Consider the following 13802-nt stretch of genomic DNA (forward strand, 5'->3'; position numbering starts at 1 on the left):
GGGGGAGTGCCGCGGACATCTCGCGTCGGGTAATCTGACATTACCCGACGCGAGATGTTTCGTTTCCCGGACGGCCTGCCCGGGTAGGAGACCGATCGCATCTGCACTGGAGGAGCTCACGATCATGCGGACACTCAGAGGACTTGGCGCGCTGGCACTGCTGCTGGCGCTGCTGATCGGCATCCCCGTGGCGCTGATCGCGCTGGGCGGTAACCCGATCCCGGACCCTGACGCCCTGCGCCAGGCCCTCACTGGCGTGGACTACGGCGGCCGAGTGCTGATGGGCACGATCCTGCCCCTGATCGGCTGGGCCGCCTGGGCGTCCTTCGCGGTATCCGTGGTGGTCGAGCTGGTCGCTCAGGCCCGCAATGTGCGCGCCCCGCAGCTCAAGGGCCTGGGGGCTCAGCAGGCTCTGGCCGGCGGGCTGGTCGCCGCGGTGCTGGCTATCGGCGGCGGTGCGCCGGCCATGGCCCAGGATGCGCCCGCCGCCTCTGCTGGCCCGGGCGCCGGCTCCGCAAGCGTGTCCCAGGTGCTCGATCAGCCCTCCTCGGGCGCCGACTCCACCGAGCAGGCTGGGACGTACACCGTCCGCGAAGGTGACACCCTGGCCGGCATCGCCCGCACGCAGCTCGGAGACGAGAGTCGCTGGGGTGAGCTGGCCGAGGACATGCAGGGCGTGGAGCAGTCCGACGGGCGCTCCCTGCAGGATCCCAACCTGATCTACACCGGCTGGGAGGTGCCACTGGACGGCCTCGCCGGCGCGCCGGCGGATCAGGGGTCCACGGCGGCTCCGGCTGAGCCTGACGCTGGTACCCCTGATACCACTGGTACCCCTGATACCACTGGTACTGCCAGTACGAACGGTACTGCGGGCGGCTCCGGGGTGGGTGGGCTGAATGCCTCCGACACCATGGACCGTCCCGGCCTCGAGGATGCTCCGGCGGCCGCCCCGGCGCCCACGGCCACCGATGCCCAGCAGCAGGCCGACGCGGGCACCAGCGAGCGCCAGACGCAGGACGCGCAGGACTCCACGGCCGCTGAGGAGGCCCAGGACGCCGCCGCGGCCGCGTCCGCAGAGCAGCCGGATCAGGACAAGGCCCCTGAACCGGCCCCCGCAGTCCCGGGTGCCACCTACTCCGAGCCCGTGCAGGAGCAGTCCGCACCCGCTCCGGCCGCTGCCGAGCAGGCCGAGGCCGTGGACGGCGCCGACGAGATCGACTGGCGCACTGCAGGCGGGATCGGGGCGACCCTGGCCGCCGGCGTGCTCGCCCTGATCGCAGCGCGTCGCGCGGCCCAGCGTCGCCGCCGCAAGCCCGGCCAGCAGGTGCCACGTCCGGCCGGCGAGGATGCCCAGATCGAGGCCCAGCTGCGCACCGTTGCCGACCAGCCCGCCGTGGACGAGCTCGATCTGGTGCTGCGTGCGGTCGCCCTGTGGGCCTCCAGCGAGCAGATCACCCTGCCGGAGATGTTCTGCGTGCGCGTCACCGACGAGCAGATCGCCCTGTACCTGGCTGCCCCCGCGGCCGCCGAGCTGCCTGCCCCGTTCGTCCGTGAGGACGAGGAGGGCACCGTGTGGACCATCGAGTCCGGGCAGATCGAGGGCCTGGAGCAGATGCCCGAAGCCCCCTATCCGGCCCTGGTGACCGTGGGCAAGGACGACACCGGCGCCCAGCTGCTGCTGGACCTCGAGTACCTGGGCACCCTCGGCCTGGAAGGGGAGAGCCAGCTGGTCTCCGAGGCCCTGGATGCGATGGCCGTGGAACTGGCCACCTCCGCCTGGGGCGAGTCGCTGCAGGTGACTCTCGTGGGCGTCGCTCCCGGCCTGGCATCCGCCGTCGGAACCGGCCGCGTCCGGCAGGTGGACGACCTGGACGAGCTGCTGCGCATGCTTGCTGGACGTGCTGAGGACGTGAAGGCCGCCCTGGACGGGGCCGGCGTCGCTACCGTGCATGAGGCCAAGGGCGCCGGGATCGAACAGGAATGGGCCCCGGAGATCGTCCTGCTGGGTGTGGACCCCACCGACGCGCAGGCCGATCAGCTCCGCGAGCTCACCCGCACCATTCCCCGGCTGGGCGTGGCCGCGGTGACCACGCAGAACCCGCTCTCGGCCCCGTGGCATCTGGAGCTCGTGGACCAGGACAATGCCGACCTTGAGCCGGCCGGACTGCACCTGATGCCGCAGCGCATCACTGCCGCCGAGGCCCAGCGCATCATCGCCGTGCTCGCCACCGCCCTGGCCGACCCTGAGGACACGGACGCTTCTGGCACTCAGACCGTGGACCTCGCCGCGATCCTGGGCCGCCCGGCCACCCACCTGACGATCGTGCCCACCCACGAGGACGAGGACACCGAGCGCTACGGGTTCGAGGACCACACAGAGACCGCCGAGCTGTCCCTGGTTCCGGCCTCCGTGCACGACGAGGACGAGACCGACCACGGTGTGGAGATCACCAACGGCACCGCCGAGTACGACGAGTACCTCACCCCCGCCGCCGAGGCGGCCGCGGAGACCGACCAGGATGAGGCGGCCGGGGAGACCGAGCCGACGACGACTGCCGCTCAGGCCGCAGAAGAGCTCGATCACGAGGCGGATGAGGACACCACCGCGGCCGAGCCGGCCGCCGCCTCGCCAGCAGAAGACGACCAGGAGCCGGCCGCTCTCGGCGCCGACGAGGACGACCAGCAGGACGAGAGTGCAGCCGTCCAGGCCGCCACCGAGGACGACGAGCAGGAACCCCTCGAGGACACCCCCAAGCCCGAAGACGACGAGGACAAGGACGAGCAGCAGGACCAGCCCGCCGCCCCCGAGCAGGACACCGTGGCGGCCGAAGCGGTCACTGAGGAGGAGACCGAACCCGCACAGGACGAGGCCGATCCGGCCACGGCCGCGGCGACCATCACCCGCCTGAGCCCGGAGACCCAGGAGAGCCAGTTGGACCGCCAGGCCGCGGACCTGCTCGAACAGGTCACCCCCGAGGTGCCCCTGGTGTCCCTGCTGGGCCCGATGCGCATCGTCGGCGCCCGCGGCGAGGCCCCCGTCAGCGCCTCCACCGGCAAGGTCTCCGACCAGCAGGCCGAGCGCTGCGTGGCCCTGGCCGCGTACCTGGCCCTGCACCCCGGCGCCTCCGCCGAGGCCTACCACGCCGCGTTCTGGCCCAACGCCGATCCCTCCGGCACCACGGCCTCCTCCAACCGCAACAAGCTCGCAGCCCAGACCCGCAAGTACCTGGGCCAGGAAGAGGACGGCACCCAGTTCTTCCCGCGCGCCTCCTCCGACGGCTACCGCCTGGACCCGCGCGTCACCACGGACTGGCAGATCCTGCGCTCGCTGATCAGCAATGACCCGACCACCGTGTCCACCCCCGCCCTGGTGGCAGCGATGCGCCTGGTCCGCGGAGCTCCGTTCCAGCACGCCAAGTCCAAGAACGTCGCCTGGGCCGACGACCTGCACCAGGAGATGGTCGAGCTGATCTGCGACGCCGCCCACGAGCTCGTGCACCGCGCGCTGTCGGCCGGCCACCACGGCCACGCCCAGCTGGCCGCCCGAGTGGGCCGCACCGTGGATCCGGCCAGCGAAGCGATGTGGCGCGACGCGATCACCGCCGAGGCCGCCGCGGGCAACCGCGAGGAGGTCTCCCGCCTGGTCGAGCAGCTCTACACCTGGCTGGACGAGTTCGAGGAGGGCCTGGAGCCCGAGGACGAGACCGTGGAGCTCATCGACACCCTGCGCGAGCATGGCTACCGCGTCGTCGCCTGAGACCACCCTGCCGGCGGGCGCCGACCAGGCGCCCGCCGATGCTCGTCCCTACCGCATGCCCACCCGGCCCGTGCGCCGGGGCATCACCATCGCGGCCGCCGCGGTCGGAGCAGCAGCAGCTGCCCTCGCCACCGGCCCGGGCCAGCTACCCGGGCCCGCGGCCCTCGCGGTCGCCGCGATCGCCCTGCAGGTGCCCCTGGGCGCCCCGATCGCCGCCACCGACCTGCGCCACCACCGGATCCCGAACTGGCTCGTGCTCGCGCTCGCGGCAGGCACCCTGGCCGCCCTCGCCGTCCACCCCGGGTTGCTGCTGCCCGGGCTGGCCGCCGCGGCCGCCGTCGGCGCTGGCCTGCTCTTGCTCAACCTGGCCGGGGGAATGGGCATGGGGGACGTGAAGCTGGCCGTGGCCTGCGCGCTGGCATGGGGCGTCCACGGCGTGGGGATCACCCTGCTCGCCCTTGGGCTGGGGTTCGTCTTGTCCCTGCCGGTAGCGCTCTCCCGGATGCGCTCCGGCCGGGGCCGCGAGAGGATCCCCATGGGGCCGAGCATCCTGACCGGCTCCGTCCTGACCCTGATCTGGAGCCTGATCTAATGACCGCCACGCCCGTGTTCACCGTCCGCCACCGCAAGGCCCTGGTGGAGGTCATCACCGCCGCCCTCACCCACACCCAGCTCGACACCCTCACCGCCGAGCACCCCGTGCCCGGCGACCCCGGCCACGACGCCGGCAAGGAAGGCCGCGTCGAGCTGATCGTGCTCACCTACCTTGAGGAACCCGACCAGAGCCTCTTGATCCAGGCCCTCACCTTGATCGACCCGGACACCCTCACCGGACAGGACCGCAAGAGCTGGGACATGCTCGTCCGCCGCCTCCACAACAAGGGCATGACCCTGCCCACGTCCGCGAGCGCGGACGTCCAGAGCGAGGAGGGCGAGGCGGGCGAAGAGGTGGCCGCGGCGGATGCGCCGGCCGCCGCGGATCCTGCTGGGGAGGAGCCCGCGCGGAAGAGGCGTGGGCGCCGGTCAAGGAAGGCCGCGGTGCCGGCCATGAGTCCCGGGGAGGGTGAGGAGGACGCGCCGGAGCCGGCGGCCGAGTGGGTTCGGGCGGTGCCGCAGCTGGTGGCTGTGGGAGGTACGGCGGCGCTGGTGGCGCAGCTGGAGGCGCTGGAGGGCGTGGAGGTGGTGCATGTGGAGGACGCGGGCACTCGAGGGCAGGCGCTGGCCGTGCTGGCGGCGGTGTCGGCGGCGCTGCAGACGCCGGGGGCCGTGGTGGCGATCGGCGGGCCGGCGGAGATGATGGCGCGGCTGTCCGTGCGCGGCTGAGCCCACCGGTCGGGGGCGGGTGCTTATCGTGTCCGGTCCGCTGGTGAGCATCGGGGATGTCTTCCAGGTCAGGTGTGAGCGCGAGGAGGTCCGGCCCGTGAGTGTCGCCACCGATGCCCCGACGCAGCGGCTGCGCGCGTTCAAGCACCGACTGGACCCCAACGCCAGCCAGCTGGAGCTGTTGGGCCAGTACGCCGGGGCCGCGCGGGTGGCGTTCAACATGCTCACCGCGCACAACCGGGCCGCGCTGCAGGCCGGCTGGGACCGGCGCCGCGAGCTGGCGGAAGCTGGGGTGCCGGTGGAGGAGCTGGCGGGACGGATGAAGGCCGAGCGGGCTGCGGATCCGGCGCTCAAGGTCGCCGGGTATCAGCAGTTCGCCACCGCGCACCTGACCCCGATGGTCCGTGCGCACCGTGAGGCGGCCGAAGCGATCGCTGCCGGCGCGGACCCGGGGCAGGTGTGGGCGGACGAGAGGTACGCGCAGCCGTGGATGCACACCGTGCCGCGGCGTGTGCTGGTCTCGGGGCTGCAGAACGCGGCCAAGGCCACGGAGAACTGGATGGCCTCGGCCTGCGGTGCCCGTGCGGGCCGGCGGGTGGGGCTGCCGCGGTTCAAGAAGAAGGGCCGGTCGCGGGACTCGTTCACGATCCCGGCGCCGGAGGTCATCGGCGCCGCCGGGACCGCGTACAAGCGCGGGGAGGCCAGGGGAGGGGTGATCACCGACCATCGGCACCTGCGCCTGGCCTCGTTGGGAACGATCCGCACGATGGACAAGACGACCCGGCTGGTGCGCTCGTGCCGGCGGGGGGCCGTGGTGCGCTCGGTGACGATCTCCCAGGCCGGCGGCCACTGGTACGCCTCGGTGCTCGTGGCCGAGCCAGTGACCCTCCGCCGTGGCCCCTCCCGTCGCCAGCGCGCCAACGGCGTCGTGGGTGTGGATCTGGGTGTGAAGCACCTGGCTGCGCTGTCCACGGGGGAGCTGATCCCGAACGCGCGCGCTGGCCAAGCCCAGGCCCGCCGACTGGCCAGGCTGCAACGTGCCCTGGCCCGCACCGAGCGCGGCTCCCGCCGCCGCGAGCGGGTCCGCCGGCAGATCAGCGCGCTGCACCATCAGGTCGCGCTGCGCCGGACCGGGATGCTCCACGAGGTGTCCACCCGCCTGGCCCGCGACTACGCGATCGTGGCCCTCGAGGATCTGAACGTGGCCGGGATGACCCGCTCCGCGGCTGGCACCCTCGAGCACCCCGGCAAGAACGTCGCGGCGAAGGCCGGCCTGAACCGGGCCATCCTGGACGCCGGCCTGGGCACGCTGCGAGCGCAGCTGCACTACAAGACCTCCTGGGCCGGATCCCAGGTGAAGATGATCGACCGATTCGCGCCGTCCTCGAAGACGTGCTCGCGCTGCGGGGCAGTCAAAGCCACGCTGTCCCTGCTCGAGCGCGTCTACGAATGCGAGGTTTGCGCCCTGGTGATCGACCGCGACGTGAACGCCGCGATCAACATCCGGGCGTGGGCCGTGCAGGAGGGCACGGGTCACCGGGTCGAGCTCGCCCAGGGCAATGGGGAGAGCCAAAACGGACGCCGAGCTGCTGGCCGGACCCCACCATCGGGTGGGCCCACCGGGTGGCAGCGCCGAAGCGTCAAGCCCGCACCGCGCGGTGCGGGCAGATCCAGCCGGGCAACTGGCTGGTCATCCCACACCCCTCACATCGAGCGGGAACACGCGGAAGCGGACGTATTCGGCCCAGTCAGGTAGAGGATGCCCCGCGCACGCAGGGATGAGCCCCAGCTGGTCAAGGACAAGCGCGAGCTTGACCAGGATGCCCCGCGCACGCAGGGATGAGCCCATGTGCGCCTCGTCCACCAGCAGGTAGTCGATGGATGCCCCGCGCACGCAGGGATGAGCCCTTCTGCGATGTGAACATCCCCGAGGGCAGTACGGATGCCCCGCGCACGCAGGGATGAGCCCAAGCGTGACATCGTTGACCTGACACGCGGGCCGGATGCCCCGCGCACGCAGGGATGAGCCCATCTCCAGCTCGCGCCGCTCACCGGTCTTCATGGACGCTCCGCGCACGCAGGGATGAGCCCTTCCCCCACTGGTCGATGACACCCGGTGGCGGTGTCGTCTCAGAAGGTGTCGGGGGTGGGGCTCTCGTCGGTGTCGGCGGCGTAGAGGACGGCTTGGGTGCGCTCGAGCAGGTAGGTGAGCTGGAGTAGGTGCTTGGCCGGCTCGGGGACCGTCCAGGCGTGGGCGTCGGGGTGGTAGCTGCCGCCGATCTCGCGGACGCGCCGCTGCTCGTACTTGAACCGGTGCGAGGGCTTGCTGGCCTTGTAGCGCGGGGGTAGGCGGACCCACACGGTGAGGTCGGAATCCAGGGCCGCGGCGGGTAGGTCGTCGGCAGTCAGCTCGTGCATGGCCGGCATCCTCCCAACTGGACGTGCCCGACATGGTGGGCGCACCGGGGGCCGCGCATGCTCGGGCGCCGATGGCTGGGGAGGCTTATCGCGTCGGGGGCCCGGTGTAGGGTCTGGGGCTGCTGGTCTGGTGGAGGAGGGGAAGCCTTCCACCAGGCCAGCACTGCTTTGCCCGCCCGGGGCGGTGGGTGGGGTGGCGGCTAGATTGTCCCGGTGGAACAGCACATGGACCGTGGGGTCATCAGCAGGAACGTGACGGAGTTCGCCCATGCGTGGGCGCAGCGGATCCGTGAGTGGCACGAGACCGGACAGGGACACGTGGAGCGCTCCTACGCCTCCCAGTTCTGGACCGACCTGCTGCGCGCGTTCGGAGTGATCTCCGAGCGGATGGACCTTTTCGAGCGCGGGGCGAAGAGGGCGACGACCGGCGGGGCCGGATACATCGACTTCTTCTGGTCCGGTGTGGCAATCGGGGAGGCCAAGTCTCCGGGCGCCGACCTGGACGCCGCCCACGCGCAGGCGCTGGACTACCTCGCCGGCGGCTCGATCGGTCAGCACGAGTGGCCCAAGTACGTGTTGGTCACCGACTTCGCACGGATCCGTGTGGAGCGCCTGGGGGAGCAGGGCTGGGTCGCGGAGTTCCGGGTCGAGGAGAGCGCCGACCACGTGGACGAGCTGATGTTCCTGGCAGGCCGGGAGAGCGTGAGCCGGGCCGAGGAGCAGGAGGCTTCGATCGCGGCCGCGCAGCTGATGGCGGACATGTTCACCGCGCTGGTCGGGGACGTGGACGTGCCCGTGGCCGATGAGGCTCCCGAGGACCAGGAGGAGGAGGACTTCGCCACGCAGCAGGCCTCGATCCTGCTCACCCGGCTGCTGTTCCTGCTCTACGGCGACGACGCCGGACTGTGGGAGGCCGACCTGTTCCACCGGTGGGTGGAGTGGGACACCACCGCCGACAGCCTGGGCCCGCAGCTCGACGGACTGTTCCGCGTGCTCAACGCCGGCCCGGCCAGCCCTGTGCGGCGCACCGCACCGGCGGCGATGGCCAAGTTCCCCTACGTCAACGGCGGCATCTTCGACGGCACGGCGTCGGCCGGGTTCCTCACGGACGAGTTCCGCGAGGCGTTGCTGGCCGCCTGTCGGTTCCGATGGACCCGGATCTCCCCGGCCGTGTTCGGCTCGATGTTCCAGCTCGTGAAGTCCCGGCAGGCCCGCCGCGGCGACGGCGAGCACTACACCTCTGAGGCGAACATCCTCAAGACCATCGGGCCGCTGTTCCTGGACGACTACCGCGCTCGCGCGGACCGGCTGATCCAGAACAAGAGCACCAGCCGGCGCGAGGCGATCGCCCTGATCGAGGAGATGGCCGCCAACCTCTACGTGGACCCCGCCTGCGGCGCCGGCAACTTCCTCAACGTCGCCTACGCCCAGCTGCGCCAGATCGAGACCGACCTGCTGGCCGACCAGCGCCGCCGCTCCGGCAGCCTGGACCTCTCCCTGGACGTGACCCTGGACCAACGGATCCACATCGACCAGTTCTACGGGATCGAGATCAACTGGTGGCCAGCGAAGATCGCGGAGACCGCGATGTTCCTGGTGGACCACCAGGCCAACCGCCAGCTGGCCACCGCCCTGGGTCAGGCCCCGGACCGGCTGCCGATCACCATCACCGCCACGATCTACCAGCACGACGCGCTCACCCTGGACTGGGCCCAAGCGCTGCCCGTGCCGGCCGGCCGCACCTACATCTTCGGCAACCCCCCGTTCCTGGGAGACACCACCCGCACCAAGGACCAGCTGGCCCTGATGCAGGCCGCCTGGGGCGGCGACAAGCAGCTCTCCCGCCTAGATTTCGTCACCGCCTGGCACGCCCTCACCCTGCGCCTGCTCGCTGACCGAGACGGCGAGTGGGCATTCGTGACCACCAACTCCATCGTCCAGGGCGACCAGGCCGCACGCCTGTTCGAGCCGATCTTCGCCGCCGGCTGGCGCATCAAGTTCGCCCACCGCACCTTCCGCTGGGACTCCGAAGCCCCCGGCAAGGCCGCCGTGCACTGCGTGATCGTCGGCTTCACCCGAGACACCACCGTCCGGCCCCGCCTGTTCGACTACGACCGCCCCTCCAATGCCCCCGTGGAGCGCTCAGGGGTGCGCACCATCAACGCCTATCTGGTGGACGGAGCCAACGTTCTCGTCACCAAGCACAGCCGCCCGCTCTCCCCCGAGCTGAACATGCCCATGTACGGGTCCAAGCCCACCGACGGCGGACACCTGCTGGTCAGCACCGCAGAGCTCGAACAGGTGCAGGCAGACCCCATCGCAGCCAAGTACCTGCGCCCCTACGTCGGGGCCCGCGAACTGCTGCACAACGAGGACCGCTGGTGCCTGTGGCTCACCGACGCCACAGGCGAGGAGATCCACACCTCTCCCGTGCTCCGCGAGCGCGTGGCCGCCGTGCGGGCCCTGCGCGCGGCCTCCAACGCGGCCTCCACCCGCGAGTACCGCCACCACCACCTCTTCCGCCAGCTGGCCCCCATGACCACCGATTTCGTGTGCATCCCCCGCCATGTCTCCGAGGAGCGCCCCTACTTCCCCGTGAAGCTGCTGCCTCCCGAAGTCATCGCCTCCGACGCGACCTTCCAATGCGCCGACCCCGACGGCCTGCAGTTCGCCCTGCTGTCCTCCTCCATGTTCCTCACCTGGCAGCGCAGCGTCGGCGGTCGCCTCAAGTCCGACCTGCGCTTCGGATCCACCCTCACCTGGACCACCCTGCCCCTGCCCGCCCTCGAGGACGCCCAGCGCGCGCGGATCGTCGCCGCTGGCGCCAAGGTGCTAGCCGCCCGGGCCCTGCACCCCGACCGGTCCCTGGCCCAGCACTACACGGCGCTGGGCATGGACCCGGCGCTGGTGAAGGCCCACGACGCGCTGGACACCGAGGTGGACAAGGCCTTCGGCGCCGCACGCCGGTGCCGCACCGAGCTCGAGCGCCAGGAGCTGCTGTTCGACCGGTACGCGGAGATGACCGCGACCACCTGACCCTGTACCAGGCCACCGGTACAGTCGGGGGTGGTGGGAGGACACGCCCCCACCACCCCGGCCGCTGCGCGCGACGGGGGTATGCAAGCCAGAGGAGCCCTGCATGCCGGCCCGCCCAGATCCGTCCCTGCTGCGCGGGACCACCGTGCGCATCATCCGCGAGTACCTGGGCCTGACCCGCGGCGAGCTCGCCGCCCTGCTCGAGGTGTCCTTCGACTCCGTGCGCTCTTGGGAAGGCGATCGCCGCGGCACCCCACCCGGCGTGATCACCCAGCTCCGTCAGCTGCAGGACGCCCTGGACGAGGAGGCCGCCACCGCTCTGGAGCACTACCTGGCCCAGCCCGGCCCCGCCGAGGCTGTCCCAGGGCCGGTGTTCACCATTGAGGACGTGCCCGGCTGCCGCCCGGCCGGCTGGCAACGCCACATCGCCGCGCGCATCGCCCAGCACCGGCCCGATCTGGTCATCCAGGACAACTGAAGCGCCCTGGGTCTGATGGAGACTCGCGCTATTTGATTCCGACCAGCTGTTCGCGGTCGGCTTCGACAGCATAGAACGTGTCCTCGAACTCGGCGGGTGGGACGTCGCCGAGGTAGCCGTGGAGGCGTTGCGTGTTGTGCCAGTGCACCCACCCGAGGGTCGCGAGCTCGAGGTCCTCGACCGTTCGCCAGGGGCCTGGCCGTGCGGGTCCGCGGACGAGTTCGGCCTTGTAATAGCCGTTCACGGTCTCGGCCAGGGCGTTGTCATAGCTGTCCCCGACGGTCCCGATCGACGGTGACGCTCCGATCTCGGCGAGGCGTTCGCCGTAGCGAATGGAGGTGAATTGAGACCCCGCGTCGCTGTGACAGCGCAGGTCCTCGTGGCCAGTGCCGCGGGACCAGCGGGCCATCTCGATCGCGTCGAGGACCATCTCGGTGCGCATGTGTGACGCGCACCGCCACCCGACGATCATCCGGGAGAACGCGTCGACGATGAAGCAGACGTACGCGACGCCGGCCCACGTCGGCACGAACGTCAGGTCGGTGACCCAGAGCCGGTTCGGGGCAGGCGCGGTGAACTCCCGCTTCACGAGGTCCGGGTGCCGCGCTGCGGTCGGATCTGGCCGGGTCGTCTTCACCCGCTTCGACCTGGTCGCGCCCTTAATCCCTGCGGCGCGCATGAGCCGGCCCGTCTGATCTCGGCCGATGTCGATCCCGGCGCGACGCGCGGTCTTCCAGAGCTTTCTGACCCCGTAGACGCGGTAGTTCGTCTCCCAGAGCTCGACCAGCTGCGGGATCATCTCCTCGTCCCGCACCGCGCGAGCCGAGGGGGTGCGGGTCTTGGCTGCGTAGTAGCTGCTCGGAGCCACCTGCAGCAGCCTGCAGATGAGCTCGACTCCGAGCCGGCGACCGTCGACCAGGTCATCCTTGTTCGCGTCGATGAACGCGACTACTTCCGGTAGTGGCGGTCGAGCTCCGCCCCGAAGAAAGACGCGGCACGCTTGAGGACCTCATTGGCCCGTCGCAACTCCCGGACCTCCTGCTCCAGCTCACGCACCCGCCGCGCCTCAGCACTGCTCACGCCAGAGGTGACGCCGTCATCGATGTCGGCGTGCTTGACCCACATCCGCACGGACTCGACCCCGTATCCGAGCTGCGTCGCGACCCGCTGCACAGTCCCATGCTCGGTTCCCAGCTCGGCCCGCAGCGTCCGCACCATCCGGACCGCCGCGGCCTTCTCTTCCGGCGAATACCGACGCGTCGTCGGCTTCCCCGCTGTCTGCTCTTTCGGCATAACTCCATCCTCGTTTCCAAGGTCAGGAGTCTCCAACAAACCCAGGGCGCTTCATGCGGTGGGGTGAAAGAAGGCTTGGGAGGGCATTTGCCTCGCTGCGGTGTGGGGGAGCGGTCGTCGTTTTCATCCCAGAGCGGAAAAAAAGTTCTCTCGCGTGTGTGGAAGACGCTGCGAAAAAATGTGGGGCGAGTGGTGGACTGGTCTCTGTAATAGGTCACTGACCTGGGGTTTCGTTGTTGTCCACGGGTGATTTTGGGGGTCCTTGGTGTGGTGTCCGGCCACCGGATAGACTGTTTTTTGAGCACCAAAGCCCTGGGCCTTCCAGGGTGGAGGGCGCGCAGGGCTCGGTGTCTAGTTTCCAAGGCTAGGACTCTGACTCTAGCGCCCTCACTGCTGTGTTCTCGATGGGTGACGCTCGCTGAGCGGCGGCACCCAGATTGGAGCCCATCTTGGGTAGGACTGTCAGTCGCAGCGTCCGAACGGGCCGGTTCGTGAAGGCCTCCACGGCCAAGCGCAGCCCCCGGACCACCACCACCGAAACCGTCAGCCGTTCCGGCGGGACCACCCGGGCGGTCGGCCGTTCGGCCATCACCGGCCGGTTCGTCACCGCCGCCACCGTGGCCCGACATCCGGGGACCACCATGACCCAGCAGGTGTCCCGGTGAACGCGCGGGTGAAGATCTCCAGCAACCTGGAGCGGGAACTGCAGCGCGTTGTCCAGCCGCAGGTGCAGGCGATCGCCGACCAGTATCAGCAGATGCTGGATCGCCTCGGCCGGCAGTACGCAGGCCAGAGCGTCGAGACGATCAAGCCGGTGCTGCAGGCTGAGTGGTCCCGCATCGGCGGGAGCATCACCGACCCGGAGCTGAGCACCTACGCCCAGCACATCAGCGACGGCGTGCCGATCAAGGTGCGCACCCGCTGACCGGGCGTTGAACGCAGCGGGCCAGCCTCCCTCGAGGCTGGCCCGCTGTTGTTTGTCTCCGGCCGGGAGCGCCGCTCCGGTGTGGGGGTGGCGCTCGCGGGGTGGGTCAGGCGTGGGTGGGGATGACGTGGCGGGCGCCGTTGTAGCTGAAGGCGGCGATCCATTCGGTTTTCACGGCGTTGGGGCCGAGGCAGAAGTGCTCGGGGCCGGTGCGGATCAGGCGGGAGTAGTGGACTCCGGTGTGGAGCTGCACGTCGGTGATGATCTGGCCGAGCTTGGTGGGGAGGGTGGGGGTGGTGGCCATGGTGTGCCTCCTGGCAGGTCGGGTCTGGGGCGTGGCGGTTCCTCGCTCCAACATGAATAAGAATACATATCTACCCGGCGGTGTGCAACACGGTAGACGGTGAGGGTGTCCGCGGGTCAGCGCTCGTACTGCCGATGGTGGAAAGGGGGCCGCCCCGCATCCGGGGGATGCGGGGCGGCGGGCCGCCGGTCGCCTCCATGGAGGCGACGGGATCCGGCGGCCAGGGCCTGCGCCCGCGGAGGGGGGGTGCGGGCGCGGCAGTGCCCAC

General features: G+C 70.7%; 11 protein-coding genes, 1 CRISPR repeat array and 1 other annotated feature. Of the genes, 8 read left to right on the forward strand and 3 right to left on the reverse strand.

Annotated elements, in window-relative coordinates:
- Window positions 1-124: 124 nt before the first annotated feature.
- The 4 genes from ACIRD7_RS41390 (at window position 125) to ACIRD7_RS41405 (ending at window position 6836) form a co-directional block, all read left to right on the forward strand.
- Window positions 125-3757, forward strand: coding sequence for a bacterial transcriptional activator domain-containing protein (locus ACIRD7_RS41390; RefSeq protein WP_363678015.1), 3633 nt, complete (start codon window positions 125-127; stop codon window positions 3755-3757).
- Window positions 3735-4349: a prepilin peptidase gene (locus tag ACIRD7_RS41395; protein WP_363678014.1), complete on the forward strand. Its 615-nt coding sequence runs from the start codon at window positions 3735-3737 to the stop codon at window positions 4347-4349. Before ACIRD7_RS41390 ends, ACIRD7_RS41395 begins: the two co-directional genes overlap by 23 nt.
- Window positions 4349-5080 carry a hypothetical protein gene (locus ACIRD7_RS41400; protein WP_363678013.1) on the forward strand — a complete coding sequence of 244 codons (732 nt, stop codon included), beginning with the start codon at window positions 4349-4351 and terminating at the stop codon, window positions 5078-5080. Before ACIRD7_RS41395 ends, ACIRD7_RS41400 begins: the two co-directional genes overlap by 1 nt.
- A 97-nt stretch (window positions 5081-5177) precedes the next feature.
- Window positions 5178-6836, forward strand: coding sequence for an RNA-guided endonuclease TnpB family protein (locus tag ACIRD7_RS41405; protein WP_363678012.1), 1659 nt, complete (start codon window positions 5178-5180; stop codon window positions 6834-6836).
- 1 nt (window position 6837) lies between these two features.
- A CRISPR array of direct repeats spans window positions 6838-7171; the repeat unit is 29 nt; unit sequence GGATGCCCCGCGCACGCAGGGATGAGCCC.
- Between the two features lie 39 nt (window positions 7172-7210).
- On the opposite strand, the gene ACIRD7_RS41410 is transcribed toward ACIRD7_RS41405, so the two are convergent.
- Window positions 7211-7498 (reverse strand): hypothetical protein, encoded by a 288-nt coding sequence (locus tag ACIRD7_RS41410; protein WP_159832975.1) that lies wholly within the window; start codon window positions 7496-7498, stop codon window positions 7211-7213.
- Window positions 7499-7723: 225 nt separating this feature from the next.
- Here ACIRD7_RS41410 and ACIRD7_RS41415 point away from each other — a divergent pair, with 225 nt between their 5' ends.
- Both ACIRD7_RS41415 and ACIRD7_RS41420 read left to right on the forward strand, forming a co-directional pair.
- The gene (locus ACIRD7_RS41415) at window positions 7724-10534 is read left to right on the forward strand and encodes a DNA methyltransferase (RefSeq protein WP_403461248.1); all 2811 of its coding nucleotides are present in this window, start codon (window positions 7724-7726) and stop codon (window positions 10532-10534) included.
- Between the two features lie 103 nt (window positions 10535-10637).
- On the forward strand, window positions 10638-11012 hold the full coding sequence (locus tag ACIRD7_RS41420; protein WP_363678010.1) for a hypothetical protein: 375 nt from the start codon (window positions 10638-10640) through the stop codon (window positions 11010-11012).
- 28 nt (window positions 11013-11040) lie between these two features.
- Here the strand turns inward: ACIRD7_RS41420 and ACIRD7_RS41425 are convergent.
- Window positions 11041-12305 (reverse strand): IS3 family transposase gene (locus ACIRD7_RS41425; protein ID WP_402804445.1). Its coding sequence is split into 2 segments (ribosomal slippage): window positions 11041-12002 and window positions 12002-12305, totalling 1266 coding nucleotides; the frame shifts between segments, so codons are not numbered across the junction.
- Window positions 11872-12006, reverse strand: a sequence feature (AL1L pseudoknot). It overlaps the preceding gene by 135 nt.
- Before the next feature lie 491 nt (window positions 12306-12796).
- Between ACIRD7_RS41425 and ACIRD7_RS41430 the strand changes: the two genes are divergently transcribed.
- Both ACIRD7_RS41430 and ACIRD7_RS41435 read left to right on the forward strand, forming a co-directional pair.
- On the forward strand, window positions 12797-12970 hold the full coding sequence (locus ACIRD7_RS41430; protein WP_023190058.1) for a hypothetical protein: 174 nt from the start codon (window positions 12797-12799) through the stop codon (window positions 12968-12970).
- A complete protein-coding gene (locus tag ACIRD7_RS41435) occupies window positions 12967-13230 on the forward strand; it encodes a hypothetical protein (RefSeq protein ID WP_398807024.1) in 264 nt (87 codons plus the stop codon). The genes ACIRD7_RS41430 and ACIRD7_RS41435 overlap by 4 nt, the downstream gene beginning before the upstream one ends.
- Window positions 13231-13336: 106 nt before the next feature.
- Here ACIRD7_RS41435 and ACIRD7_RS41440 read toward each other — a convergent pair whose 3' ends face one another.
- Window positions 13337-13534 (reverse strand): hypothetical protein, encoded by a 198-nt coding sequence (locus ACIRD7_RS41440; protein ID WP_363678045.1) that lies wholly within the window; start codon window positions 13532-13534, stop codon window positions 13337-13339.
- Window positions 13535-13802: the final 268 nt, after the last annotated feature.

It is taken from the genome of Streptomyces sp. NPDC093568 (assembly GCF_044764945.1).
Classification (GTDB): domain Bacteria; phylum Actinomycetota; class Actinomycetes; order Streptomycetales; family Streptomycetaceae; genus Streptomyces.